The organism is Viridibacillus soli (assembly GCF_016612995.1).
Taxonomy (GTDB): domain Bacteria; phylum Bacillota; class Bacilli; order Bacillales_A; family Planococcaceae; genus Viridibacillus; species Viridibacillus soli.
In genome coordinates, this window is record NZ_JAEOAH010000001.1 from 207728 (window position 1) to 233688 (window position 25961).

28 protein-coding genes and 2 pseudogenes are annotated in these 25961 nt (G+C 35.6%); 5 read left to right on the forward strand and 25 right to left on the reverse strand.

What is annotated here, in order from left to right:
• Positions 1 to 100 precede the first annotated feature (100 nt).
• Both JFL43_RS01015 and dacB read right to left on the reverse strand, forming a co-directional pair.
• Positions 101 to 2140 carry a catalase gene (locus JFL43_RS01015; protein ID WP_200747560.1) on the reverse strand — a complete coding sequence of 680 codons (2040 nt, stop codon included), beginning with the start codon at positions 2138 to 2140 and terminating at the stop codon, positions 101 to 103.
• Between the two features lie 109 nt (positions 2141 to 2249).
• Positions 2250 to 3713 carry a D-alanyl-D-alanine carboxypeptidase/D-alanyl-D-alanine endopeptidase gene (gene dacB, locus JFL43_RS01020; protein ID WP_200747561.1) on the reverse strand — a complete coding sequence of 488 codons (1464 nt, stop codon included), beginning with the start codon at positions 3711 to 3713 and terminating at the stop codon, positions 2250 to 2252.
• A 553-nt stretch (positions 3714 to 4266) separates the two neighbouring features.
• On the opposite strand from dacB, the gene fabZ reads away from it, so the two are divergent.
• On the forward strand, positions 4267 to 4692 hold the full coding sequence (fabZ, locus tag JFL43_RS01025; protein ID WP_200747562.1) for a 3-hydroxyacyl-ACP dehydratase FabZ: 426 nt from the start codon (positions 4267 to 4269) through the stop codon (positions 4690 to 4692).
• A gap of 325 nt (positions 4693 to 5017) precedes the next feature.
• Here the strand turns inward: fabZ and JFL43_RS01030 are convergent, their stop codons facing one another.
• Positions 5018 to 5779 (reverse strand): glycosyltransferase, encoded by a 762-nt coding sequence (locus tag JFL43_RS01030; RefSeq protein WP_200747563.1) that lies wholly within the window; start codon positions 5777 to 5779, stop codon positions 5018 to 5020.
• A 244-nt stretch (positions 5780 to 6023) separates the two neighbouring features.
• Between JFL43_RS01030 and JFL43_RS01035 the strand changes: the two are divergent.
• A pseudogene (locus tag JFL43_RS01035) lies at positions 6024 to 6484 on the forward strand (DinB family protein).
• Between the two features lie 178 nt (positions 6485 to 6662).
• Here the strand turns inward: JFL43_RS01035 and JFL43_RS01040 are convergent.
• Positions 6663 to 7352, reverse strand: coding sequence for an N-acetylmuramoyl-L-alanine amidase (locus JFL43_RS01040; RefSeq protein WP_200747564.1), 690 nt, complete (start codon positions 7350 to 7352; stop codon positions 6663 to 6665).
• Positions 7353 to 7943: 591 nt separating this feature from the next.
• A complete protein-coding gene (locus tag JFL43_RS01045) occupies positions 7944 to 8633 on the reverse strand; it encodes a hypothetical protein (RefSeq protein WP_200747565.1) in 690 nt (229 codons plus the stop codon).
• 546 nt (positions 8634 to 9179) lie between these two features.
• On the opposite strand from JFL43_RS01045, the gene JFL43_RS01050 reads away from it, so the two are divergent.
• Positions 9180 to 9536 (forward strand): helix-turn-helix domain-containing protein, encoded by a 357-nt coding sequence (locus JFL43_RS01050; protein WP_100794431.1) that lies wholly within the window; start codon positions 9180 to 9182, stop codon positions 9534 to 9536.
• Positions 9537 to 9548: 12 nt separating this feature from the next.
• Positions 9549 to 10010, forward strand: a complete 462-nt coding sequence (locus JFL43_RS01055) for an ImmA/IrrE family metallo-endopeptidase (protein ID WP_100794432.1) — start codon at positions 9549 to 9551, stop codon at positions 10008 to 10010.
• A gap of 338 nt (positions 10011 to 10348) precedes the next feature.
• Here the strand turns inward: JFL43_RS01055 and JFL43_RS23145 are convergent, their stop codons facing one another.
• Both JFL43_RS23145 and JFL43_RS01065 read right to left on the reverse strand, forming a co-directional pair.
• Positions 10349 to 10609 (reverse strand): AbrB/MazE/SpoVT family DNA-binding domain-containing protein, encoded by a 261-nt coding sequence (locus JFL43_RS23145; protein ID WP_200747566.1) that lies wholly within the window; start codon positions 10607 to 10609, stop codon positions 10349 to 10351.
• A gap of 432 nt (positions 10610 to 11041) precedes the next feature.
• A complete protein-coding gene (locus JFL43_RS01065; RefSeq protein ID WP_100794434.1) occupies positions 11042 to 11242 on the reverse strand; it encodes a helix-turn-helix transcriptional regulator in 201 nt (66 codons plus the stop codon).
• A gap of 146 nt (positions 11243 to 11388) precedes the next feature.
• Between JFL43_RS01065 and JFL43_RS01070 the strand changes: the two genes are divergently transcribed.
• A complete protein-coding gene (locus JFL43_RS01070; protein WP_325166611.1) occupies positions 11389 to 12021 on the forward strand; it encodes a LexA family protein in 633 nt (210 codons plus the stop codon).
• 134 nt (positions 12022 to 12155) lie between these two features.
• Here the strand turns inward: JFL43_RS01070 and JFL43_RS01075 are convergent, their stop codons facing one another.
• The 18 genes and pseudogenes from JFL43_RS01075 to JFL43_RS01155 all read right to left on the reverse strand — a co-directional run bounded on the left by JFL43_RS01075 (position 12156) and on the right by JFL43_RS01155 (position 25953).
• Positions 12156 to 12317 (reverse strand): hypothetical protein, encoded by a 162-nt coding sequence (locus tag JFL43_RS01075; RefSeq protein WP_200747567.1) that lies wholly within the window; start codon positions 12315 to 12317, stop codon positions 12156 to 12158.
• 136 nt (positions 12318 to 12453) lie between these two features.
• Entirely contained in the window at positions 12454 to 13647 is a 1194-nt protein-coding gene (locus tag JFL43_RS01080; RefSeq protein WP_100794435.1) for a NupC/NupG family nucleoside CNT transporter, read from the reverse strand.
• A 773-nt stretch (positions 13648 to 14420) separates the two neighbouring features.
• Positions 14421 to 14705, reverse strand: coding sequence for a hypothetical protein (locus JFL43_RS22240; RefSeq protein ID WP_234447527.1), 285 nt, complete (start codon positions 14703 to 14705; stop codon positions 14421 to 14423).
• Positions 14706 to 15047: 342 nt separating this feature from the next.
• Positions 15048 to 15362: a hypothetical protein gene (locus JFL43_RS22245; RefSeq protein WP_234447528.1), complete on the reverse strand. Its 315-nt coding sequence runs from the start codon at positions 15360 to 15362 to the stop codon at positions 15048 to 15050.
• Between the two features lie 41 nt (positions 15363 to 15403).
• The gene (locus JFL43_RS01090; protein ID WP_234447529.1) at positions 15404 to 16000 is read right to left on the reverse strand and encodes an erythromycin esterase family protein; all 597 of its coding nucleotides are present in this window, start codon (positions 15998 to 16000) and stop codon (positions 15404 to 15406) included.
• A 103-nt stretch (positions 16001 to 16103) separates the two neighbouring features.
• Complete coding sequence (locus tag JFL43_RS01095; protein WP_234447530.1) at positions 16104 to 16922, reverse strand: sensor histidine kinase; 819 nt, start codon at positions 16920 to 16922, stop codon at positions 16104 to 16106.
• A 106-nt stretch (positions 16923 to 17028) separates the two neighbouring features.
• Positions 17029 to 17778, reverse strand: coding sequence for an ABC transporter permease (locus JFL43_RS01100; protein ID WP_200747569.1), 750 nt, complete (start codon positions 17776 to 17778; stop codon positions 17029 to 17031).
• Positions 17771 to 18688, reverse strand: a complete 918-nt coding sequence (locus tag JFL43_RS01105; protein ID WP_200747570.1) for an ATP-binding cassette domain-containing protein — start codon at positions 18686 to 18688, stop codon at positions 17771 to 17773. Before JFL43_RS01105 ends, JFL43_RS01100 begins: the two co-directional genes overlap by 8 nt.
• 94 nt (positions 18689 to 18782) lie before the next feature.
• On the reverse strand, positions 18783 to 19463 hold the full coding sequence (locus tag JFL43_RS01110) for a response regulator transcription factor (RefSeq protein ID WP_200747680.1): 681 nt from the start codon (positions 19461 to 19463) through the stop codon (positions 18783 to 18785).
• Positions 19464 to 19766: 303 nt separating this feature from the next.
• A pseudogene (locus JFL43_RS01115) lies at positions 19767 to 19976 on the reverse strand (transposase); the annotation flags it as partial.
• 659 nt (positions 19977 to 20635) lie between these two features.
• Positions 20636 to 20965 carry a hypothetical protein gene (locus tag JFL43_RS01120; RefSeq protein ID WP_200747571.1) on the reverse strand — a complete coding sequence of 110 codons (330 nt, stop codon included), beginning with the start codon at positions 20963 to 20965 and terminating at the stop codon, positions 20636 to 20638.
• Between the two features lie 13 nt (positions 20966 to 20978).
• Positions 20979 to 21866, reverse strand: a complete 888-nt coding sequence (locus JFL43_RS01125) for a tyrosine-type recombinase/integrase (RefSeq protein ID WP_200747572.1) — start codon at positions 21864 to 21866, stop codon at positions 20979 to 20981.
• A 558-nt stretch (positions 21867 to 22424) separates the two neighbouring features.
• Entirely contained in the window at positions 22425 to 22931 is a 507-nt protein-coding gene (locus JFL43_RS01130) for a metallophosphoesterase (protein WP_325166612.1), read from the reverse strand.
• A 3-nt stretch (positions 22932 to 22934) separates the two neighbouring features.
• On the reverse strand, positions 22935 to 23537 hold the full coding sequence (locus JFL43_RS01135; protein ID WP_200747573.1) for an XTP/dITP diphosphatase: 603 nt from the start codon (positions 23535 to 23537) through the stop codon (positions 22935 to 22937).
• Entirely contained in the window at positions 23534 to 24295 is a 762-nt protein-coding gene (rph, locus tag JFL43_RS01140; RefSeq protein ID WP_200747574.1) for a ribonuclease PH, read from the reverse strand. Before rph ends, JFL43_RS01135 begins: the two co-directional genes overlap by 4 nt.
• 94 nt (positions 24296 to 24389) lie before the next feature.
• Complete coding sequence (racE, locus tag JFL43_RS01145; protein ID WP_200747575.1) at positions 24390 to 25187, reverse strand: glutamate racemase; 798 nt, start codon at positions 25185 to 25187, stop codon at positions 24390 to 24392.
• A 10-nt stretch (positions 25188 to 25197) separates the two neighbouring features.
• Positions 25198 to 25656, reverse strand: coding sequence for a MarR family winged helix-turn-helix transcriptional regulator (locus JFL43_RS01150; RefSeq protein ID WP_100794440.1), 459 nt, complete (start codon positions 25654 to 25656; stop codon positions 25198 to 25200).
• Positions 25657 to 25731: 75 nt separating this feature from the next.
• Entirely contained in the window at positions 25732 to 25953 is a 222-nt protein-coding gene (locus tag JFL43_RS01155; protein WP_100794441.1) for a helix-turn-helix domain-containing protein, read from the reverse strand.
• Between the last annotated feature and the right edge of the window lie 8 nt (positions 25954 to 25961).

The window sequence follows — 25961 nt, forward strand, 5'->3', positions numbered from 1 at the left end:
CAAATGCCTAGTTATTTTGTTTATTTCTCATAAATAAAAATCCAGGACACCCTTAAGTTAAGGATTTCCTGGATTATTCCGCTAAATTATTCGATTATTATCAGGCACGTTGCCAGAAACGGTGTATCGTCATCGCTTCTATAAATTGATTCGCAAACGTTGTTGGATTCTGTTCGACTAAAACGCCTGGCTTCCCTAAAATACCAATTGATTGTAAGATTGGTGCAGCCAACTTTGAAGCGCCAATCGGTTTGAAATGATTATATGTTTCTATCACATACGACTTCGTTTTCCACAGGAAATTGTCACTTACATCTTGCCCTGCCCCAATATACAGTCCATCATACAAAAGCGGTGATCCAGTTAAAAAGCTATCATCCACTTTCAATTCAACCCCGTCAGTACCTCTTACTACACCTAATTCATCATGAATAATAACAGGTTGAAGTCCTGCTTGTTTCCATTGCTCTAAGAAATAGGAAGTCTCTCTACCATTAAACCCGGTTTCAAGAATTACACCTACTTTTAAAGTATTTGGAAAAACTTTAGTGTTAAATAGACTTAAGGCCGGTGATGATTTTGTCACTTGAGACTCCTGTACATTCGGAACAATAGCACCTATAGCTTTAGCCACATATGTCGCCAATTCTGTACTAATTCTAGCTAACATATTAACGACTTGTTGACGCACAGAGACACTTTGCACCTTGCCTAATTCAAAGCTAAAAGCATGCATAATATGATCTTTTTCTATAGGTGACATGCTATTCCAAAACATTCTTGCCTGTGAAAAATGATCTTCAAAACTTTTAGCAGTTGCCCTCACCTTTCTCCCTTCGACGAAAGAAGGATAGGTGACAAATCCACCTTTTGAACCCGGAACAGTATACGGTGTATTTTCTGCAAGAGAGTTTTTATGATAAGCTATTCGATCTTTATCAATGATATATCGCGCAGCACCATCCCTTTGATTATTATGAAACGGACATATCGGACGGTTAATAGGTAATTCCTGATGATTCGTTCCTACACGATAGAACTGTGTATCCGAATAAGAAAACAGACGCCCTTGTAATAGGGGATCATTTGAAAAATCAATACCACGCACAATATTTCCAGGGTGAAGTGCGACTTGCTCCGTTTCCGCGAATACATTGTCAACATTGCGATTTAATGTGATTTTGCCAATTATTTTAACCGGTATATCTTCTTCAGGCCATATTTTCGTTGCATCTAATATATCAAAGTCGTACTTAAATTCATCTTCCTCTTCTAGTACCTGTATACCGAGTTCATATTCTGCATAGTTGCCTTTTTCAATATTCGTCCATAAATCCCTTCTATGATAATCCGAATCAGCACCACCTATTTTCTGTGCCTCATCCCAAATAAGAGATCGTAAACCGAGTACTGGCTTTATATGAAATTTTACAAACCTTGATTTACCCTGTTCATTAACTAAACGGAATGTATTTACACCAAAGCCTTGCATCATTCGGAAGCTTCTAGGAATTGTACGGTCAGACATGATCCACATGGCCATATGCGCAGACTCCTGGTTGTTTGCTATGAAATCCCAAAATGTATCATGCGCTGTTTGTCCTTGTGGAATTTCATTATTAGGCTCAGGTTTAACAGCATGGATCAAATCAGGAAACTTAATGCTATCTTGGATGAAAAACACCGGAATATTATTTCCTACTAAATCAAAGTTACCTTCTTCGGTATAAAATTTAATCGCAAATCCACGAACATCTCGATTCGTTTCATTTACTCCTTTAGAACCCGCTACCTGTGAAAAGCGAATAAATAACGGGGTTTTGACAGCAGGGTTTTGAAGGAAATTTGCCATTGTTAATTCTTTTTGTGAAGCATACAATTCAAATTCACCATACGCCCCATATCCACGGGCATGCACAACTCTTTCAGGAATACGTTCTCGGTCAAAATGAGCCATTTTTTCTCTGAATATAAAATCTTCAATTAACGTTGGACCACGGTCGCCTGCATTTAATGAATTCTCATCATCAGAAATTTTAACCCCTTCATTTGAAGTTAAAATTTCCCCCTCATTTTCACGTATGAACTGTTGTAGCTGTTGTTCCTTTTTATTCATTTTATTTTCTTCATTTTTTTTCATATAACCACCTCAAACATACTCTATGCACATACACTTTTCATTAGTAGTAAAACCATAAAAATACCACCTAGTTGATTTGATACGTCAACTAGGTGGTGCTATTTTCTACCTATAATTCTTTTGCAATGACCGTTACAATATCATCAATGGCAGGAATGGTGTCTGATTTATTTTGTACAAGGATGCTGAAAATGTACCACTTTCCGCTATCTGCTTGGACATAACCACTTAATGTATTGACATCATTTAAGCCACCTGTTTTTGCAAATACCTTTCCAGCTGTTACTGGATCCTTAAAGCGATTACGTAACGAGCCACCAATCATACGTTCAGAATTTGCCGCTACTGGTAAACTAGTGTAAAACGTTTTATACCAAGTTTTTTCTTTTTGCACTTTGTAAAGTAATTGCGTAAATTCATTACTCGATACACTATTCTTGTGGGACATGCCGGAGCCATCTTCAAAGGTCCATGCCCGAATATTTAGTTTCAATAATTCACCATATTTTCTTACGACTTGTAACCCTGCTTTCGTACTACCTTCACTCTTCTCCACTCGCCCCATTGTTTTCACTAAAATATCTGCAATCCCATTATTACTCAGCTTCATATATGGAATCATGATTTCTTTAAGCGGTATCGATTTTTTTCCCGCAAGTAAAGTAGCTATTTTAGGCGTCTTGGATAACTTAATCACATGCTCACTATTAAATTTAATACCTGCATCCTTTAAAACTTTTTGAAACAAAGATAATGTGTATAATGTCGGGTGCTCTACAGTGATCCATTCTCGCTCTGTTTGACCTATTGGTAAATTTCCACTAATAACAATTTGGTTGGACTTGTAGTGTCGCGTAATTTCTAATGTGTTCTTTTCATTTGCGTCTACCGTTTTCACCTTATTGATAAGTTTCATATTCCCGATATATGGCGTAACTTTAATGGTAGGAACTTTAGCACCTTCTTTTATCGCAACATCCACAATAACTGTTCCTGTATCGTAATCTGTATTAGGTGCAGTCGTTAGCGCTGTAATCGGAGCGGCATAATAATAGGGCTCATCATCCCATTCAATTCCCGGCGTTAGTAAATCATCATCAAACCAAGTATCATCCCCTATTAAATGACCATCCACCGTTTGCACACCTTTAGACTTTAATGTCTTTGCAAACTGCTCCAAATCCTCTTTAGATAATGTCGGGTCACCCTCTCCTCTTATGTACAAGTCACCCTTTAAAAGCCCATTCACAATTTTACCATTCGTATATAACTGTGTTTTAAAACGATAGTCGTTGCCAAGCACATCTAATGCCGCCGCAGATGTCAACAACTTCATATTCGACGCCGGTTTAATCTCTTTACTCCCTTTGTATGAATACAGCATCTGCCCAGAATCCTTCTGGCGTACAGAAATACTCACCTCTGCCCCGTCCAACTTTTCCTTTATAATGGTTTCAACGTCATCTCTGAGTTGGGATACATCCTGAGTACCAGCGTCAATCGTATTGCCAAATAGTAATACGCTAAGCATTAGCATGACTACTTTCAATAATAAGGAAAGCTTTCTCTGCATATACATCCCCTTTTTTATTTTGATCAAGTTCAATAAAAATCACCTTTGACCAATAGCTTATGCAGTCTATTTCCCTAAGATACGAGCAAAATTGTCTACAGTCGTTTTGAATACAGTTTATATAAAATTCTTATTAAGCAAATAGCCTCCACAATAGTCCCAAAAGAATAATTCATATCAAAATTCCCTAACGTCACCGTTACTTCATTTGTTAACATTTTTTCTACTGAAACATAATTAAATAGAGAGAGTGATGAGAATTTATACAATAGAAGAATATCATTTAGAAAGCACCCTGCATCTTAACCAACGCTCGTCATATTCTTGAAAATCAGATATAAACTACATCTTCTATTCTCCTTTTCAACAAAACCTATAACAATATTATTAAATCAAAGTTGTACAGAAATAAAAAATCTATCCGAATTTATTAGCTTTTACTTTTTGCACATAATGTAAATGTAGATTCGTCAAAGAAAATAATATTACCTACTTATAAGACTAGGTGTTAAAATAAAGTGGAATTTAATTTATGGTAATGGAGGATTAAGTATTGTTTGATACTCAAAGAATTAAAGATATTATTAAGCATCGCTATCCATTTCTTTTAGTAGATAGAGTTTTAGAATTAGAAGAGGGAAAAAGAGCAGTTGGCATTAAAAATGTGACTGCAAATGAAGAGTTTTTCAATGGGCATTTTCCTAATTATCCGGTTATGCCAGGAGTATTAATTGTAGAGGCATTAGCTCAAGTAAGTGCAGTTGTTATGCTCACGAAAGAAGGAAATCAAGGACGACTAGGTCTTTTAGCTGGTATAGATAAATGTCGATTTAAACGGCAAGTAAAGCCAGGAGATCAACTACGTCTCGAAGTTGAAATTACTCGTGTAATAGGTCCTATTGGGAAAGGAAAAGGAATAGCTACAGTTGATGGAAAAATTGTTTGCGAGACAGCTTTAACATTTGCATTTGGTGATTAATACACCGCTTGAATTCAATTGTTTTTTAGGGGTTAACATAAATTTACCTCAAAATTATTTCGCCCTATTCGGGTGATATATGTCCTTTTAAATTTTTCTTACTGAAATAGACGGATGCTTTAATTGGATAAAAATAAAAAAGGAAACACAAATTAGACATGTCTAATTTGTGTTTCCTCTAAACTCTAAAGAGATCGAGCCCCTAACCTAAATATAAAAATCTATAGGACTCGTATTATTTTTAGTTTTGTTAAATTGCATTATTGAATTTTTCATCTTATTTCACTAATGCATTCCATGTTTTTTTGCTACCGAAGCCTCATAGCTATCTTTCTTGGTTATCATAATATGTTTTATCCGCATATTTTCGATCATTTCCCTTTAGATAGGCTAAAATTATTTGCGGTTGTTTGAGTAAAGCCCAGTCTCCATATGCATCAAATCTTCTGCATGAAGTAATCATGCCATTTTTAATTGTACCGTACTTTTTATTATTCTTCTTGCCCCATTCTTTTAATCGTTTAGCAAAATCCGCATCTTCCGCCATAAGCATTCTTTCATTAAATCCCTTGATTGCCATAAAGTCTTTTTTATAGCACCAGAAAATCCCTACAGATATGGGTCCATACTTAAAGAGCAGTGGGACTATTATTAATATTGCAGATACGATGATTCCTAAAGAAACTCGTTCAAACTTCCCGTTTACCCCACCGCCAATGTATTTTCCTGAAGCTAAGTGCTTATCTACATTAGATAACATATTCTCTGTCATCTGGGTATCAGCATCTATAGTGATGATTATTTCACCTCTCGCTATTTCAGCACCCGCATTTCGGATTTTAGATAAGTTTTTATCGTTATTTTTTAATGTAATACAATTATAAGACTGTGCTATTTCCTCAGTTTTGTCAGTACAACGATTTACTACAACTATAACTTCTGTCTGATTTGTAAATGCTTTTGATGCCTCAGTAATTGAATCCAAACATTTTCCAATGTATTTTTCTTCATTATGTGCAGGGATTATTATGGAAAACTTAATATTCTCTTTAAGTTCACCTCTTGAAGATTTATTTGTTTCTGTCATACTTCACCTCTCCTTTATAATTTTACTTCCTATCACCATAATAATTGAATTATATATCTTTTATGTTAACTATTGTATATTATGAACGCGTTTTTGCCTTAAAACAACGATGAACCGTTTGTAAAAAATTGAGTAATTTGTGTATATAACGCAGGATTTTTTGAGTAGTAAAAAGAAGGTATTAAGGATGAAAAAGTTAATTTTTATTACACAAACATAAATTTGGGAGTATTCTTAATGATAAATTTTTTTTGAGTATAACTGGCAGGTAAGAGACGAATGGTTTGAATGGTGTAATCAATTAACAAGCAAAGATTTATTAAAAGAGCGCATCGGGGGAACAGGCAGTATTTTATATACTCTATTTCATGTCATTGACGTTGAATATAGCTGGCTTAATGCTATTCAAGGTAAAGAAGATATCGTTATTCATTTTAATAATTACAATACCCTTGATGCAGTTAAATCTCTCCCAGATACATTTCATGATGAAATAGTCGGCTTTTACAAACAAATTTAGAAAAGTTAAAAGATGAACTTGTAACTGTACCATGGGATAAAGATACATATACACTGAATTAGATTTTGCACCATATAATTGCTCACGAAATTCATCATGTTGGCCAACTTTCTGTTTGGGCAAGAGAGTTAGAATTAAATCCAGTACTGGCCAATTTCATTGGAAGATATATTGAAACCATTTGATACTGTCCGAACTAAAATTAATAGTTAGGAAAAATTTCCTAACTATTAATTTAATAAGTAAAAATACTAATAGCCTTTCTCCTTTTTTAACAATTCCTCATATGTTACAAGCCTGCGCCAACTTTTCCATATAGTAAAAAACACACCCTGTTCGATATGCTTTTATGATATTTTTTTGCTATTTCACTCTTAATACTTGTCCAACGTTTATCGTATAATTACTGTCAAGACTATTCCATTCTTTGATCTGATCAGCTGTACTACCATATTTTATACCCAACGAATAAACGGTATCTCCTGAAACCACTGTATGAAAAGTAGCTGAATCTTTATTTGGGAGATTAAAGCACTTAACCAAACCATTTACATGCCCACGTGCTATATTCGTAATCCAAGCATCACTTTTCATTTTAGCAGCATCATTTGCAGTATCGATAAAGCCATTTTCAGTTAAAATCGCAGGCATATTTGATTCGCGTAATACATGGAAATCGGATTGTTTTTTCCCACGATCCGTTAATTGGTTCAACTTTTGAACTTCTGAGTGAATGTAATTTTGATACGTTGTAGAGGGTGCGCCAACCCCTGGATATACATAACTTTCAAACCCAGTTCCTCCGCCAGAATTAATATGGACCGATAGGAAATAGTCCGCACTCCATCCATTTGCTGCGTTCGTTCGATCCGACAGACTTGGGAAAGTGTCTCCTGTACGAGACATTAAGATAGATACATTACTATATTCTGCTGTCAGAATGTTTCTAATTTTCATCCCAATTTTTAGCGTAATATCTTTCTCCTGAATCCCATTTGCTGTTGCTCCTGAATCGCTCCCACCATGTCCTGGATCAATAAAGATTTTCACCATACTAACATCCCCTTTGTTTGAATTTTGTAAGTACTTACAACCCAACAATATACGAACATTAGTTCTAAATCAAATAATTATTTAATATTTTACAAAATTAGTTATTAATACCTAATTATTATCTTCATTCTGCTAGTAGTGATCAATTAGATTTTATAGTGTTAGCGGTTTTTTGCTCCTTTTACATAACAATCTATCTTGTACTGACCATTCGAAATATAAAATGTATTCACCTACTTCTCTGCAAATCTACATAACTAATTAAATAATCAGTAGTTTCCACAACACCCAATTCTGTTGTCTCTTGTATTTGCTTCAACCATTCTTTATATATTTTATAAATCCATTTTTGTCCGTCTCTCATATGTTTAGAAATTAGCAACCAATAGTAGATTTTTTGCAAATGGTTCGTTTAAGCCACTTCTTGTGCTAATGAAGGCAATACTTGGAGCGATGATTCATTAATACATTAATTAATGAATAGATTTGTCTTGATAACCTCCTGATGAAGAATGATCTGTTCATTTTTTTAAGCGGTCCCTCTATACATGTAGCAACATGCATAGGGGCCTCTTTCGCTATATGGAATTATTAACTTTTGTTATTTCCCTCAAAAATCCTTTCAGTCTTATCTTGTAAACAAAACACCTCCACCCCATTATTTATAGCTGATAGTTTTGTATATCTTTCATCGAAATTTTCACTTGTATAATCATTAAAAAGTGACAAGAATGTATTATCTGTTAGCTGTATACTTGTACTATCTACTGCAAAATAATAACCAATAGCTTGTTGTTGGTAGGTCTTCTTATATGCATTCAGTTCTTGGGTCATTTCTATAATCGAGTGCAGGTTGTTGATAGTTAATTGTTCGTTGAGTTGATTGATGAGAGGAACATTGACTGATGCTTCACATACACCACATATTTCAAATACATCTGGAGCCGGATCTTCTATCCAACCAAGCACATCCACTTCATTACCTTCTTCGTCGAAATACAAGCCACCATCCATGTATCCACCAGATTTATATACTTTATAAATTTTCCCGTTCACAGTTTTCATTTCGAGACTGTTCGAATGAGGTAGATGATGAAAGCGAATATAGTCGCCAGGGTTGGATTTACGAAAAACTTTCCGCAGCTTCTTGCCCTTATAAATAATGGTTTCAGCCGCTTCCTCACTCTCCTGTATTGCAACATTTTGCGAATTTAATTGCTTATCCAAATTTCCTAAGACAGCTACAAACTTTGAATTTATTAAATGCTCAAATTGTTTCATGCCAATGCCTCCCTAAATTTACGGATTCATATATCCACTTGTAGTTTTCCATACACTGATGAAAAAATGCGCTGGAATTATACTTTAGAAACTGATCCATTTTAATCGCTTTAACTTAAAACTTGATCTGCCAGAAAGATGCTCGGCAATCTAATCCTCTTTTAAAATCCGATAAAATTCGGATTATATATCAAATAAAATAGAATCTGAATTGACTCGATATCATTTTTAGATACTTGACAATAAACTTCTAGATATATGTGTAGTGTTTTTTTATTCCGAAAGAGTGTCTTTGTTAATGCCCAATGCTTCTGCACCTTCAATAAGTGTATACCCTACATTCACTCTTCTAGCACATAATGCCGCCATCATATCCTCAGCTACTTTTTGTGCTTACCTGTATATTATCCGAAAAATACCGGATTGTAAAACGGTTTTATCCGGATGTTTTATATTAATTCCGAAATTTTACGGATTTTTTCTTGTTTATTATGAGGTTATACTTTATGATGAATTTATATAACTTGGATTATAGGAGGAAGCAAAATGCTAGACAGAGATTTACCGCTCAAAAAGGAGATTGCCAAAAATATAAAAGAACTTATAAAAATGAACAGCTTAAATCAAATCAAACTGAGTGAGCTTTCAGGCATCTCCAAAAGCACTCTTTCCGATTATTTGAATTGCAAAACGCTTATCAATCCTGTAAATGTCGAAAAAATCGCTAATGCTTTAAACGTTGAAAAATCCAAAATAGACCCATCATTCGCAACGAATAAAGTACTATCATTAAAAGAAAAAACGATTGAAACGATTGCAGCACATATTGATGATGACGTGACAGAAGAAGAAATGGAGGATATTAAAAACTACATCGACTTTATTAAATCACAACGCAAATAATGAGGTGAATATATGTCATACGAAGCTTTAATAGCGCAATATAAACATTTAATCATCACAGAATCTATATTAATGCCCAAAGGTTTATCTGGACTTTATATAGATAATCAAATATTAATAAATAAACGTTTAAGCCTTTACGAAAAACATTGTGTGTTAGCCGAAGAAATCGGGCATTATGAAACGACCTACGGGGACATTACAAAATTAGAAGATGTTAAAAATCAGAAATTGGAGCTTGTAGCTAGAAGATGGGGTTATGAAAAGATTGTTTCCTTAGACAAATTAATTGAATGTTACGTTACAGATCATACAACAGTGGAAGACATTTGTTTGCATTTAGAAATAACCCCACAATATTTGCATAACGCTATAGAAAAATACCAACAACGTTATGGCTTGTCCACTATTTATAATGGATATCGTATATTTTTTGATCCTTTGAATATGGAGAAGGTATTTTTCAAACCGTAAAAATATCATACGTTTCATCCGTAAAGTTAGTAAACATTGCCCTTATTATGAAACGTGACAAGATTTCGTGAATAGGTGCATGAATGTTTAGGTGAAACTATTAATAAAAAATTTGTGTTAAAACTTATGTATAGTAAAAAACAAACCTATGGACCAATTGAACTTAATCCAAACGTTTGTTTTTTTGTAAATCGGAAAATCATTGCTGTTAAAAATATCAAAATCAGTTAGCATTTAAGAAGTGTTTTTGGAATGGCATTTAACTTTAGTTGATAAATACCTTCTTATTTTGTTGCCGATTAACAGTGCCTAGGTAATCAGCTTTTTTATTGGTCATTTTACTTTAGTAGCTCTATGGCATCCGTAAGTGTTTTTAATTTACCAGGATCTGTCTCATACTGGATTAACTCCTTCAATCTAAAACGTGTCGCTATCACCTTTTCATCATAAGACTTGAACTTTTGAAAGATAATTTGATTACCTTCTACAAAAATTTCCAAGGAATCCTTATCCTCGATTCCTAATACATTACGTAACTCTATAGGAATTACAATTCTTCCTAATCGGTCAATTTTACGGACAATACCTGTTGATTTCATTTAGCTTCCTCTCCTCAACTAATTTTTGGTGTAAAAACTTTCTACATGCTAAAATTACACTGCACAGCTCCTCTTCGTTAAAGAAGAAATCATTGATTTTTCCACGTAATTTAATCTTTCTATTCACTTTGATTTTCAAAAATCATACCCCTCTCTTGAAAATCATATAGAGGTTATTCCCTTAAAATTCCGACATTTCAGCATTGTGAAAAACCCAATTCTAGCTGGCTATGAAACTGTGGACGGATGAGTATGTTCTCTTTGATTGATCACCGATTTCTACTAATTTCCCTTTCAAGTTTGACCATTAACCAATATATTCCTTATAATTATTCTTGCTTCAATTCTTCAAGCCCAACATTACCAATGAGTGCCTTCTTCAAGAATGAAATTAGAGGGTCAAGTTTTATGAAATTAGATTTTAATTCTATTTTATCCCCCGAAAAAAATATAATCAGTAGGGAATTTATACACTTTTTCGATAATTTTCTGTTGATTGGGTGTTAAATTACCCGGATGCTTTTCCCATTTAATCAATGTGGTTGGTGATATACCAATACGTTTTGCAGCGTCTACTAATGTTAGTTCAGCATTGACTCTCGCTGCCTTCAGTGAAATTTGGATGCCATCCATATGCTTTCCCCCCTTCTTGAAATCAATATTACTAGAATTTAATTCTACTTGCAAGTCTTTATATAATTTAATTCTATATATGTATAGAAAAATTGCACACAACTATAATTAAATGCTATAATTTAATTACAAAAAGAGGTGATTACGTGGCAGAAAATCAAATGGAGTCAATAATTTCAGCAAATTTAAAAAGAATATTAACAGAATATAATTTGAATCAAAACGAATTAGCAAGAATTGCTGGTGTAAGTGAGTCCGCTGCAGGTAAATGGATTTTAGGTAAATCCACACCAAGAATGGGTGCTATACAAAAAATAGCCGACCACTTTAATTTACCTAAAAGTTATATACTGCAAGAAAATCCAACTAACTTAATTGAAACATCTCCACAAACTGTTCGAATACCTATACTAGGAACTATCGCTTGTGGGGATCCAATATTAGCAGAAGAAAATATAGAAGGTTTTATGTACGAAATTGCCGATAGTTTACCAAGCGGCAATTTATTTGGTTTAATCGCAAAAGGAAATTCGATGGAACCTACTATACCAAACGGCTCTAAAGTGTTGATCCGAGAACAAAATTTTATTGAGTACGGAGAAATTTCTGCAGTGCTTTTAAATGGTGACACAGAAGCAACCTTGAAAAGAGTAAAAAAACAGGGCAATATAATAATGTTAATGCCAGATAATCCACAGTATGAACCGACCATCATAACCGAGGATAATCCAGCGAAAATTATTGGAAAAGCAATTCGACTAACACGTGATTTAATCTAGTTTCTAGCGTTAAACAATACAACAGGGGTAGCTATTTGCTACTCTTTCTTTATAACTTTTAAGGAAAGATATACATACGAAAAAACGCGGATTCACATTCCATCAATATTTCCTAGATTTGGCCATGAAAATATTCATGCGACTATTGACCATTCCAACCATGTCTCAAAAAAGACGGAAGAACTTGATGAAGCTATCTCTGCCAAGGTATTTTCAGACATGCGGATTGTTTTAACAATACCTATAGCTCCAAAAATGACAAAATGACATAAAAAATTCTTAAACACTGCGTTCATTTACGTTCTCCCATAGCTACTGATAAATTAAATCCAAAATAAAAAACTTCAACCAGAAAGTTCTGGCTGAAGTTTACAATACGGACGCACCCGTTAGTAACAGATGAAAATCAGCAACATCAATTAACACAGTTAATTATATAAATAAACCAACTAAAGTTGCGGATAGAATCGATGCAAGCGTCGATCCAAAGAGTAATTTTAGACCGAATGATGCAACTTCTGATCCTTTTTTATCATGTAAAGCTTTAACAGCACCTGTAATAATCCCGATTGAACTAAAGTTTGCAAAGCTCACTAAAAATACAGATACAATCGCAATTGTCTTATCCGACAAGTTTCCAGCCATATCTTTAAAACTAAGAATCGCTACGAACTCATTCGTGACAAGTTTAGTCGCCATAATACCACCAGCTGCAACAGCTTCAGACCAAGGAATACCTATGATGAAAGCAATTGGAGCAAACACATAACCAAGGATGTCTTGGAATGAAATGTGGAACACTAGGTCAAACAGATTATTTATCATCGTCATTAAAGCAATAAATCCAATTAGCATAGCACCTACAATAATCGCTACTTTAAATCCATCCATAACACTTTCGCTAATCATTTGGAAGAAAGATTCTTTTTCTTTGTGTTCAGCATTTTCACTTACTACCGTATAATCTTCCTCTGATTTTAACTTATACGGATTAAGTAAATTCGCAACAATCAATGCTGAGAAAATATTGACTATGATTCCTACTACAACATACTTAGGATCTAACATGGTCATGTATGCACCGATAACGGAAACGCTTACAGCACTCATAGCAGAAGTACATAATGTATACAATCGTTGCTTAGAGATTTTACCAAGTTGCTCTTTCGTAGTTAAAAATACTTCTGATTGTCCAAATAAGGCAGATGATACAGCTATGTAGTTTTCTAACTTACCCATACCATTCAGTTTACTCATACCTAGACCTATATATTTGATAATGAACGGTAGTACCTTAATGTAGTTTAAAATACCAATTAGTATAGAGATGAACACAATTGGTAAAAGAACATTTAAGAAAAACACACTTCCCGGCTCATTTTCCATTCCACCAAATACAAAGTTAACACCTTCAACACCATAGCCCATTAATGTTTCAAATAACTTTGAAACACCTCCAATAATGCTCAAGCCTATAGTAGTGTTAAGAATAAAAAAACTAAGCACTAATTGTGCTAGCAGCATCATAATAATCGGACGTATCTGTATTCCTTTGCGATCATAACTAAATATGTAACCCATTAGAAATACGAACAGTAAACCCGTGATTAAAAAAACAAAGTTCATATTTTCCTCCTACTTTTGTTAAACATTTTCCAGTGCAAGGTAAGACCTTACTCAAAAATAATATAAATCAGAAATAATTAGCATCTATATTTTTTACAGACATTTGATAATAACATAAAACATTTTGATATGTAAAGTATCCCCCACAACCTAGGAACATTATACTTAAAAAATGAATATTCACAATATATATATTTTTGAATATTCATTACATTTACCTATTATTATAGGTTAGGATTAATTTCTCAGTTGCTTTTTTAATTTATAAAGGATGAAAATATTATTTAAGTATAATAAATTTATACTCAATTACTTGTCAATTCTAGATGATGGTGCAAGACAAAGTAAAACACCTACAAATTTGAAATTAGTGTATCGACTACTCCTAAAATCATTTGTAGGTGTTTTCTATATTTTTAAATAAACTAAAAAATGCATCACATAAAATATGTGATGCCAACATCAAACGTAATAATTTTAGTAAGTAGTTGCAAATTCGTATTGAAATGCATCTACTTCAAACTATCCACAACTTCCACTAAACCTTAGTCTAGGCACTGCGTTATAAGCGTTATATCGTAGTGTACTAGAGCTTTCGTGATAAAAGCTAAACTTAGTTCTCCTTGTCCAGTAAATCCTTTGCATACCGCCTGCTACGTTCATTTGCATTTATGTTCTCTAATCCAAAAGCCCAATTATCAAGCTATAAAACAGATTGTTTCAAAAAACCACTATTCATATCCCAGTAATATTCACAATAAAAAAACAAGTTATTAGCGTGATACGGGTTGCGATATATATTCAACAGCTTCTTTTAATAAAGCAGTAAGATCACTAGGGAAGAAATGCCCTAATCCTTCTTTAACAATTAATTTGCACTGTATGTCGTATGCCTCCAAAATCGGCATTAGTTCAAGGGTTTTATTATAAAAAGGGTCTTTATCTCCCGTGATTATGCAACCCTTTAAATTTGTTACCCTATTTTCTTTTAATAGACATTCTATTGATGACACATCTTGAATTGCTGGTATTACAGCAATAAATCCTTTAGTGCCCAAACGATTATTATTCAGACTTAGCTCGATTGCTAATTTACCTCCTTGAGAAGCACCTGCAAGAATATCTTGTTTTGTGTTGTGATTTTCTTTAAAATCCTTAAATGATTTTGCAATTTCTTCAAGTGCAACATCTTGATTATCCCAACAATAAGCATTGTATCCATAGGCTTGAGACGATTGAAGAAATCCAAAGAGATAATCATTTAACCTATTATCGTCAAACCAATAAGGAGCAAAATCCTTTACACTCGAACCTCTCCAATGTAAAGAAAATATTCCTATATCTGATTTTTGATTACCATAAGTAAATAGTTGCGATTCAGAACTATGTCTATTACTTTCTTAGATGTCCTCACATTTCTTTACTATGTACTTAAATTCTTCGAGATTTTGTAATCTATTTAAATCTGGATCACGAGTTAATGTATGCGGGTTCCACCACACCCCTTGTTTTAAGCCTTCGTCAAGGACCGCAACAGCATTCTCTTGTTGCTCTTGAATAGAATAAACACAGGCTTTCCAATAAATTGTTTTTTCTAATCTTTCAGGAAATTCTATTTGTGCTTTATTAATAAGCGAATAGGCATCCTCAAAATTTCTTTTTTCAAATAAATAAAAAAGTTCTTTTTGAAGTTCAACAAATTTCACTTCCGACATAATAGCTCACCTCTTAATCTTTTCAAAATTATACCATCACTTTAGTTGGTTTGTTCTGTTTTTGGCGATAACTCCCTCATTGTATTGTTTGAAACGTTTTCTAATTGATCTGTATATTTGTTTGCTGCATCAATATTTACAACTTTATAATAGTCAAGCAGACCTTTTTTATTGTAATCATAGCGTTGCATATCATTACCATAAAAGTATATCTTCCCATCTTCGCTCACCGTTGCATTATAATCATGCATCCATTGGACAAATTCGATCATTTGCTCCGTTTTATAAATGTGATAATCAAGAGCGTTCACGGCTTCTTCAGCGGTTCCCTTCCCTTCTAAAATGAAGTGATTAATCTGCTGCCCACCTCCAAAATCACCCTCTAACACAAATACTTGAACACTTTCGTTTCTAATTAAAGCTTCGAATACATCTTTTTTCAACTCTTGAAGTTCAACGTTCCCATGTGTCGCTTCTCCTAAGCCAATTACTCTTACGTCATTTGGGATATCGATTTGTTCGACGGTTGAAATATATTGTTCAGCTTTGTCTATAGCTGTACTACGATTGCAACCGACTAATAATACCGAAAGAAATATTGCCGCAAATATAAAATAAAATTTGTTATTAGCCATCATTTTACATCTGCCCATTACGTTCTAGCATCGTCTTAAATTATTTTAAATATGCCCGTTAGTGCGAAATCTATATCGCGCTCTAATCCAACTTGAATAACCGAACCTACTCCCACTTCTTAAACGAAACTTCTAGTATAAATTCGTCTCCAGTAACATCAGCGACGGCGTTTCCTCCTTGTTTCTCGATAAGCTGCTGAACAATATGCAAGCCTAAGCCAAGTTGCTCGCCGGTGCGACTAGAGTCCATCCTGAATGTCCTATCAAAAATTCGTTGAAGTTCTGCAACATTAAACGTCTCCACGTCATTTGTAACCCGTAATCGGATATACTCATTGTCTTCTATCAAATCAATCGTTACAGTACTTTTGCTGTAGGCTAGCGCATTTTGAATGATATTGGCTACAATCCGATCTGTAGCTTTCTTATCTGCCAGAATAGGTGAAACTGCATGTTCATCTATCTGCACTTGCAATCGCTTCTTCTCAAACTCACCATAAAACGTCAGCATCGCTTCTACCACTATTTGATCCAGAAAATTCTTCTCCATGACCATTTTTTTGTCCAAGGAATCCAGTTGCGAGAGTTCATAGAACAAATCCACAACATTGGTCAGATTATCGATTTTCTTTTGAACAACAGCCAGATACTCGTCCTTTTCTGCTTCAGTTAACGATGGATTAGATAACAATTCCGAAAACCCTTTGATAGACGTTAAAGGTGTTCGCAAATCATGTGAGATATTGGTGATTTCTCGCTTTAGATTCATTTCTCTAGTGTGATTGTGCTGCTGATCTTGCTTAAACAAATGAATGAGCTGGTTGATTTTCGCAGCAAATCGGGCCAGGTTCTTATTATGGGTATTGGTGCGAACTACTTCATTTGTCCCGAAGTTCCCAATGATTTCTTCTAATTGTTTCGTCATCTTTTTAATATCCCAATGAAGTACTAGAGATATTCCAACCATAACAAGTAGCAGTGAAATCAGTAATATGATAATCAACCAGTTGCTCACGTTCATTCATCCTTTCTCAATCAATCGGTTGTTTCGCAAACTTTGTGACTCCAATCAATAAAGCTATCAAAGAAAGTAGCACACCTGTAATCCAGTGTTGGTAACCGAATTGTACGGTATGATTCATGAAATTTAGTAAGTTCTCATGTAACAAGGTATCTGGTGCATACTTATATACCTCATGTAAACTTGTAAACGGTCGGAATAAGATTCGCAGCAAGTCACCCGAAAACACAAAGATTAGCAGCATGAGAATAAAGATATAGACTTCACCGACCTTCAACATTTTCAACGAATGTATGAGGAAAAATGCACTGAATACAATCGGCAAAATATTGACGAGTGCTGTTAAAAAGTCTTTAACCGACTGACTATCACTCGTCATCAGCGTCTCTCCCAATCCAATCATTAAACCTATACCCAAGACACTAATTAATAAGAAATAACTTAAAGTCATGAATAGTTTGGACCAGAAGATCGTATTCCTGGATATACCAAAAGAAACTGCATTTTTCAGTAAGGCTGCATCCTTGCCGGTAAGACTGAAATTATAGAGAAAGCTTACAATGATAATAAGCCCACCGCTGCCGATGACATTCGAATAGAAAAATCGAGTCGTGGCATAAGGGAAATTCGGATCAGCCTTTTGATTATAGTACAGCACAGTTGCTGCGGCTACAATCAGCAATAAGCAAACGAGACTGGTTATATGCAGCGTTTTTTTACGCACTAAGCGGTACTGCTCACTTTTCAGATAATTAATCATGACCATGCCCCCCAACCAGTTCCAAGAAGTATTCCTCTAAATTCCGGGCTTCTATTCGGAACTCACTCACGGATACTCCATTATCCAGTAATAGACGATTGATGTCTCCGCTGCACTCGACATGATTGTGGATGATGATCACTTGATTAGGAAGCACTTTGAATTGGATATCTACATATGTCTGTTCCAATAATTGCGCTGTTTTAGCTGTATCATCGACCGTAAGTTGAAGTTGTTTCTGGCTTTTCTCTTGTAGTGAATCTTTACTTACATCCTCGACAATGACACCGTTCTTAATAAACACAAAACGTGTCGCCAACAATTGTAACTCTGTTAAAATATGACTGGAAATAAATATCGTTATCTGTTTTTCTTGATTCAGTTTTACCAATAAATTACGAATTTCCCGAATACCTTCTGCATCCAACCCATTGATCGGCTCATCCAGAACTAAACAATCGGGACTGCTCAGAAGGCAAAGAGCTATACCTAATCGCTGTTTCATGCCCATAGAATAGTCTTTAAACCGTTTTCTCTTTTCTTTTGCGAGGCTGACAATCTCCAAGACTTCATCTACACGCTTCTTTTCAACGACGCCGCGCTGAATTCGGAAATACTCCAGATTTTGAGAGGCAGTAAAATCCGGGAAGAAGACAGGCGTTTCTACTAAGAAGCCCATCCTTCTCCTTGCTTGTGCTACGTCTCTTCCAGTTTTTTCGAACAAGTGAATGTCTCCTGCAGTTGGACGTAATTGGCCTGCAAGCATTTTAAATAGCGTCGATTTCCCTGATCCATTCTGTCCGATTAGAGCACAAATTTCTCCTTTTCGTAATGAGAAATCGAGGGGTTTGATGATGGTCGCGTCTTTAAACGTCTTCGTTAGTTGATACGTTTGAATAATAGTCTCCATGTTAGTGACTCCTTTGCTAAACTTCTTGATACCTATACTTTAGCGCAGATCTCTTTAACATACTGTAAGCAAACCATAAAGAATTCATAAGGAATTACACAAGCATGAATCCGATCCCCCAAATCGTCTTGATATATTCGTGAGAAGTAAGTTCGGCAATCTTCTTGCGGAGATTCGAAATATGAACACTTATAGTGTTGTCATCTCCAAAGTACGTTCCTTTCCAAATGCTTTCATAAATGTCCTTTTTAGAAAACGCTCGCTCCGGATTACGCATAAATAAAGACAGAATATCAAATTCTGCATTGGTCAACTGCAGTTCTTGTTGATTTAAAGACACGGACAGTTTTTCTGTATTCATAGTCAGCTTTCGCCACACCATCTTCGTTGTCGGCAGCGGATGAAGACTCGACTTTCGCAATTGAACTTCCACTCTCGCTACCACCTCTTGTTGATTAAACGGCTTGGTTATATAATCATCCGCGCCCATCTTCAATACGTTCACTTTATTCTCGATATCCACTTTGGCTGAAATGACAATGATCGGAATTGAACTTTCTTCTCGAATCTCTTCTATCAATTCCTCACCACTTTTTCCCGGCAGCATTAAGTCCAATACAATTAAGTCGAAACTAGTAGTTTGCAACTGCAGCAGACCTTCTGTTCCCGAATAAGCTAACACCGTATCTGTACTTGCTGTTGTTAACATGACGCTTAGCAGCTTACTGATTTCTTGATCGTCTTCAATAATTAAAATTCTTTTACCTTCATTCATCATGATCACCTGTCTTTACATGTATAGTGTTTGGTTGTATTTCTATTGAGTATACCTAATTTTCGCTATTGTCTCACTGACTTATATATTCCCATTAACAGAACATGCAATCTCAAGTGAAATATATGAACAATAAAAAAGTACCTGTGCGTGAAAGTTTCTCACACAGGTACTTATCATTAAGCCTTATTACTAAAAAAACCAGATTCTTATTACAGAATCATATGGCCCTTATGTATAATATGGGCGCCAACTCTTGTTCAATAATGGCGCCCAATTGTAAAAATCCATTCATTCTTTACTTTTTTGACGAAGTAGATGTTCGTTTGGATGAATACAAAAAGAGCGTTCATCTTTTAAATGAAGATGTTTGGCAATCGTTTGGGAGAAGCCGATTTTTTCATCAAACTCACGGAATAAAAAATGTCCTGTATCAGAAGATAATTCGCCGCCATCATTGGATAATTTCAGTTGGCGATTGAAATGAAGCGTCGTTTGCGGTAATCTAATCATTAGAAGAATCCTTTCTTTTGGCTAGTTCTTAGGCGATTTAACCTTAACAGAAATGGATTCTTTTTTCATTTTTTAAGTGAAAAAGAGAATCCCGCCGAAAAGCTGACTAATCAGCTTTTCGGCGGGATTCTGTGTTAATTGATGAATAATCTAGGATTAAGTAACCTTTGTTCAGTTTCCATTTGCTGTTTTACATTAGCATTAATTTCATCTTGTAATTTAGCAAAGTCATATAGTATGTTACCTATGCCTATAGAATTACTTATACTACGTTTATTCCTAATATTATTTTTATAACGTGAGTAATACTTTAAGTTAAAGAGATACACCAGCATAGCTATTGTAATATTCCATATAAAAAATAATTTCAATATGTAATTTGGTAAGGTAGGTACCGTTTCATATATGTTAAATATAGTAAATAACATGTGTATTAATATCAAAAGAAAAGTAATGGCAAATATCTTATCTAACCATACTTTAATTCTAGGAACTAATATTCTCTCTAATTTATCAACAATACTTTTTTCATAACCTTCATATTTCCCATATACATCCCCAGTAATTTCTTGAATTAAAAACCAATAGTAATCTTCTATTCTATTAAATAATGTTCTAAATTCTTCTAAAATTTCATTGGTTATCGGAACATCTTTTATTTATTTTAATAAAATCCTCGTATGATAAAATCCATGAATAATCGATGGTTCAGAAATCTTATATAAAGATTCCTTTTCAGCATACTTGTCAATAAATTTGCGGATTTCATCAATATTATTCATATCCGTATTAACTAAATCATTATACATAGGGCTTACATATTCTTGTAAAATAATTGGTAACATTTCATTTACTTTTTTAGTTTTCTCTTTATATTTCCCTAAAAAATAAGGTCCGAACATTGAAATTATGACAGAAAGTATAACCCATACATTTCTTCCAATAACCAATTCTTTAATATTTTCGATAATATCTTGTTGTAACCCCAAAATCGCTATGCCCTCACGCTTTAGACACTAGCGCAATATCCCCGCCCGACTTCTCGTAAATATCCTTTGCAAATCCTCTACGCAGTGCATGGGCGTTAATATTCGTAAGACCATATTGTCGCTTGTACATATTCAACCGTTTTGAAATATTGTTGCTGGACTGCGAGGTCGCTATTTTAGTACCTTGTTGCGTAATAAAGATAAGCCGATTCTTTGTACATTTTTCACTTCTAATAATCGCATTTTGTTTCATAAGAGCGTCGAGTATTCTTGCAAGCCGATCATCAAACGGGAGGATTAGCATTTTACGATTCTTTAATATCGAGCCGTCTAATCGAAGTAACTTCGCGTCTAAGTCAATATGATGTTCTTCTAACTCTGTAACTGTCGCTAATCTAAGGCCAGTCTGATACTTTATTAAAATTGCCGCGGCATCACGTAACTGTACGAAATCAGTCAGATCGAGAATCCTCAATAATGTAGGCACATCGTCATTTGTCGCACCTTCTTTGACTGGGGTATCAACTCGAATATTAATATTTCGCCAAAATTTATCCGCAATCCAACCGTTATCGTAACAACGTCCCAAGAACGCCCGTAAACACTTAAGACGGAACAGCTTTGTTTGTGGCTTTACGTTCATTAGTGCCAGCCATTCGTAAATGGAATCCACCGACATGTCCGTTAGTGACTCAACACCTGTTTTATTCGAAAAATCCTTTACATACGTTTCATAATCGCTGATTGTGCGAGGTCGTAAGCCTGCCGTTGTCATTTGTTTAATAACGATTTCTAGCGCCTTTTCCACGGTCAAGCCTACGGATTTGGCAGCATTATAACGCGAATCAAATATTCCGTTTAAATCTGCGCTAACATTTAAGCCATCGCGTTTTTTAGACACAAAAAAACCTCCTAACGTTTTAGGAAGTCGATATGCAACGGTTTTAACGGAATCACATTCCGATATTTGACCGCCACTTTGACCGATTCTCTAAATCGTTAAGAGGCTTGATATAACGCGGTTTCCACCGCTTCTTTAGTATGTCCCAGGAGGGATTCGAACCCCCGACCAACGCCTTAGCTTACCACTATAGTTTTCACTACCTGCTTGTGCAGTTTGATGGTCTGGACTATAACTTCACCGTTTCAGGTGCGGTACGTTTAGTCTCTACGGAACCTCTCACTATGCATATGTATGTATAGCTTCAATGATTCTACCTACGAAGTCGTCCTTCGAATCATCTCGTTTCCTCGGTATTGCCATCAGCATGATCTGTTAAGGTTTCACCGATACGGTACCGTCCACTTTATACGTTTTTTTTCCGTATAAAGGCTCCTATTACTTAAAGGGCGTTGCTCTATCCAGCTGAGCTACTGAGACGTAATGTGCAATCCCGCGTTCCAACGGGAAAGACAAGACTTAGTATATAATGAATTTCAAATAATGTCAACACTATTTTTAAAATATAGAAAAACTCGTTTGTGAAATGTTTTCATGTGTATCTGTTTTGAATGTGACCTGCCATTTGGCACCGTCAAATTCGATGATGGCATAGCTCTTCTCCTTGCGCCCTCTAGGCAAGCGAAGGCTGCCTGGGTTAACAAACAGTGTATCATCTATTAACTCTGCTCCTAGCAAGTGTGAGTGACCAAATAACACGATGTTAGCGGATACTTCTGCTGAACGGTATGAAAGTGGTAATAATGTTGTTTTAACATTGTATAAATGGCCATGTGTCATATAGATTGTTTGGCCATCGATTTCGGCAATAACGTCGTCTGCAAATTGCTTATCGTAATCGCAATTGCCTCTAACTTTGTACATATTACGAAATTCAGTAGCTCCAAAAGATAATTCGCTATCGCCACAATGGAATACCGCATCGACATCTTGTTCATGTTGAACGACGCGTTCAATCACTGTGGCGTCGCCGTGCGTGTCACTCATTACTAGAATTCTCATCATTCATCACTCCACTTCTGATACCCAAGTTGGTAGCTGATCCGCTAATAAGCGAATGGCATTACCGCGATGGGAAATGGCTCCTTTTTCAGCAGGCGTTAACTCTGCCATAGCTTTGTTAAGTTGTGGGACGAAGAAAATTGGGTCATAGCCAAAGCCGTTTGTGCCGCGTTTTTCAGTTAAAATGACACCTTCACAAGTACCAAATACAGTTGTTGTTACTTGGTTTGGTCCTGCGATGGCTAATGCGCAGTAAAAGCGTGCTGTACGCTCTTCTACTTTTACGCCTTCTAGGTTTTTTAATACTTTTTGCATATTTGCTTCGTCATCATGATCGCCTGCATAGCGTGCTGAGTAAACGCCTGGTTCGCCATTTAGTGCGTCAATTTGTAGGCCGCTGTCATCTGCAATGACAATTTTACCGAGCAATTTAGCAACTGTTTCAGCTTTTAAGATGGCGTTTTCTTCGAAAGTTGTGCCTGTTTCTTCGATATCTAAATCTGGTGCTACATCAAAAAGTGTCACTACTTCAAAGCCTAAAGGACCGAAGATGGCTTCGAAATCCTTTGCTTTCCCTTTATTTTTCGTTGCGATTACTACTTGTTTCATTTTTGTTCCTCCATATTACGTTCAATACGAAGTGCTATTTCACCTAATACTTCTTTTTGAGCATTAATCAGTTGTTGAACACCTAATTCACCTAATGCTAAAAGCTCATTTAGCTGTTCACGTGAAAATGTAGATTCTTCTCCTGTACCTTGTAACTCAACAAATTGGCCTTTACCTGTTTGAACGATATTCATATCGACATCTGCTGCAGAGTCTTCAATATAGTTTAAATCCAAGATCGCGCCTTCTTCAGCTGCAATTCCTACACTTGTTGCTGCTAGGAAGTCTTTTAACGGGTAGTGCGTGATTTTCCCAGCATCTTGTAGTTTTGCTACTGCATCAGCCATTGCTACGAAAGCACCTGTGATGGAAGCTGTACGTGTGCCGCCATCTGCTTGAATAACGTCACAGTCGATCCAAATCGTTCTTTCACCGAGCTTTTCAAGGTCTACTACTGCGCGTAATGCTCGTCCAATTAAACGTTGGATTTCCATTGTACGGCCACCGATTTTACCTGCAGATGCTTCACGACGTGTACGTGATGCAGTTGCTCTTGGTAACATTGAATATTCAGCTGTGACCCAGCCTTTGCCTTCACCGCGCATAAATGGTGGTACTTTTTCTTCAATTGTTGCATTACAAATAACTTTTGTATTCCCTACAGTAATTAATACTGAACCTTCTGGGTGCATTAAATAATCCTTGTCCATTCGAATTGGTCTTAGTTCGTCTCTGTTACGTCCATCATTTCTTGTCATGATGTACCTCCTATTAGCTTGTTTTTATTCATAGGAAAACCCCGAAATGTTCATCATTTCGGGCTTTTCACTAGGTTATTGGCATTGATATCACTTATTTTAAAGTAATTCTTCTCACTTGCACATCATGAAGTGGTAACCAATTGCTCGCAATTGATTGGAACATCGGTACAGAACCCGTTGCAAAGAAACGATGCTCTGGTGCGGACTGCTCCTGTCTTGTAGTATGATGATAACTCAGTAAATCTTGCACGTCCTTTGCTGTTTCCTCTGCTGAAGAGACGACATGAACGTTCTCACCTACTATATGTTCAATATTACCTTGAATAAGCGGATAATGTGTACAGCCTAAAATAACCGTATCAAAACTTGTTTGTTGTAATGGTTGTAATGTTCTTTGTACTAATTGGTCTGCAAATTCTCCCGTATATTCGCCACTTTCCACTAATGGAACAAAAGCGGGGCAAGCGAATGATGTTACCTTACTAGATGAAGAAAGTGAATAAAGCGCTTGTTCATAAGCTCCACTCTTCACAGTGCCCTCTGTACCGAGGACAACAATGTCATGGCTTTTTGTCGCTTTTATCGCTGCTCTTGCACCAGCATTAATAACTCCGATAACAGGGAACGGACATTTCCTTTGCAAGCTTTCTAACGCAACGGCTGTTGCAGTGTTGCAAGCAATGACAAGCATTTTAATATTCATTTTCGACAATGCGTCCGCCATTTGCCATGTAAAAGTTCTCACTTGTTCTTGTGAACGTGGTCCATATGGGCATCTTGCAGTATCACCAATATAGTATATGGATTCGTTCGGTAGTAATCGCAGAATTTCTTTTACAACGGTTAATCCACCGACACCTGAATCAATCACTCCGATGGGAGCATTCACGTTAACCGCCTCAATCCTGATTCATTTCGTTAAATAATTTGTGTAATAATCTTGATAATTCTAGTACTTCTGTTTGGCTAAAATCTGTTACGATATCGTCTAAATATTTTTGTCGTTTTACAATTACTTCTGCAATTATACGCTCTCCTTCTTCTAACAGATGGATTCGAACGACTCGACGATCTTCATTATCACGAATGCGTTTAACAAGTTCGTTTTTCTCCATTCGATCAACAAGATCTGTCGTAGTACTAAATGCTAAATACATTTTATTCGAAAGATCTCCAATTGTCATGTCACCTAACTCATGAAGCCATTGTAAGGCGATGAATTGCGGAGGTGTAATTGTATAGTTACTTAATATTTCGCGACCCTTCTGCTTAATTAGTGCCGAAATATGTCGAAGCTCTTTTTCTAAAAATGCAACTTGTTCAGCGTCATGTCCGGATTGCGAATCTTGGTTTGTCATGTGAACTTTCACTCCTCAAAAGGATTACTTATCCTTATATTGTGAAGTGTTTTGGCGAAAATGGCAAGGGCACATTCATCCTAATGACAATTCTCCTAGCCGAAGAAGCTCTATCATCGCTTGTGCACGGCCTGACACACCGAGTTTCTGGATCGTATTGGAAATATGATTGCGGACAGTTTTTTCACTTATCTCAAGTTTTGTCGCAATTTCCTTTGTCGAAAAATCCTGTACAAGTAATTGAAAAATTTCTCGTTCACGTTTAGTTAATAGTGAACGATGATGTGAATGACTCATCACACGCG

Bases quoted from the DNA above. Each gene is read 5' to 3' on its own strand.
- JFL43_RS01015 (WP_200747560.1), bottom strand. From the start codon at position 2,140: ATGAAAAAAAATGAAGAAAATAAAATGAATAAAAAGGAACAACAGCTA.
- dacB (WP_200747561.1), bottom strand. From the start codon at position 3,713: ATGCAGAGAAAGCTTTCCTTATTATTGAAAGTAGTCATGCTAATGCTT.
- JFL43_RS01030 (WP_200747563.1), bottom strand. From the start codon at position 5,779: ATGACAGAAACAAATAAATCTTCAAGAGGTGAACTTAAAGAGAATATT.
- JFL43_RS01040 (WP_200747564.1), bottom strand. From the start codon at position 7,352: ATGGTGAAAATCTTTATTGATCCAGGACATGGTGGGAGCGATTCAGGA.
- JFL43_RS01045 (WP_200747565.1), bottom strand. From the start codon at position 8,633: ATGAAACAATTTGAGCATTTAATAAATTCAAAGTTTGTAGCTGTCTTA.
- JFL43_RS01050 (WP_100794431.1), top strand. From the start codon at position 9,180: ATGCTAGACAGAGATTTACCGCTCAAAAAGGAGATTGCCAAAAATATA.
- JFL43_RS01055 (WP_100794432.1), top strand. From the start codon at position 9,549: ATGTCATACGAAGCTTTAATAGCGCAATATAAACATTTAATCATCACA.
- JFL43_RS23145 (WP_200747566.1), bottom strand. From the start codon at position 10,609: ATGAAATCAACAGGTATTGTCCGTAAAATTGACCGATTAGGAAGAATT.
- JFL43_RS01065 (WP_100794434.1), bottom strand. From the start codon at position 11,242: ATGGATGGCATCCAAATTTCACTGAAGGCAGCGAGAGTCAATGCTGAA.
- JFL43_RS01075 (WP_200747567.1), bottom strand. From the start codon at position 12,317: ATGAACGCAGTGTTTAAGAATTTTTTATGTCATTTTGTCATTTTTGGA.
- JFL43_RS01080 (WP_100794435.1), bottom strand. From the start codon at position 13,647: ATGAACTTTGTTTTTTTAATCACGGGTTTACTGTTCGTATTTCTAATG.
- JFL43_RS22245 (WP_234447528.1), bottom strand. From the start codon at position 15,362: ATGTCGGAAGTGAAATTTGTTGAACTTCAAAAAGAACTTTTTTATTTA.
- JFL43_RS01090 (WP_234447529.1), bottom strand. From the start codon at position 16,000: ATGATGGCTAATAACAAATTTTATTTTATATTTGCGGCAATATTTCTT.
- JFL43_RS01095 (WP_234447530.1), bottom strand. From the start codon at position 16,922: ATGACGAAACAATTAGAAGAAATCATTGGGAACTTCGGGACAAATGAA.
- JFL43_RS01100 (WP_200747569.1), bottom strand. From the start codon at position 17,778: ATGATTAATTATCTGAAAAGTGAGCAGTACCGCTTAGTGCGTAAAAAA.
- JFL43_RS01105 (WP_200747570.1), bottom strand. From the start codon at position 18,688: ATGGAGACTATTATTCAAACGTATCAACTAACGAAGACGTTTAAAGAC.
- JFL43_RS01110 (WP_200747680.1), bottom strand. From the start codon at position 19,463: ATGAATGAAGGTAAAAGAATTTTAATTATTGAAGACGATCAAGAAATC.
- JFL43_RS01130 (WP_325166612.1), bottom strand. From the start codon at position 22,931: ATGATGAGAATTCTAGTAATGAGTGACACGCACGGCGACGCCACAGTG.
- JFL43_RS01135 (WP_200747573.1), bottom strand. From the start codon at position 23,537: ATGAAACAAGTAGTAATCGCAACGAAAAATAAAGGGAAAGCAAAGGAT.
- rph (WP_200747574.1), bottom strand. From the start codon at position 24,295: ATGACAAGAAATGATGGACGTAACAGAGACGAACTAAGACCAATTCGA.
- JFL43_RS01150 (WP_100794440.1), bottom strand. From the start codon at position 25,656: ATGACAAACCAAGATTCGCAATCCGGACATGACGCTGAACAAGTTGCA.
- JFL43_RS01155 (WP_100794441.1), bottom strand. From the start codon at position 25,953: ATGAGTCATTCACATCATCGTTCACTATTAACTAAACGTGAACGAGAA.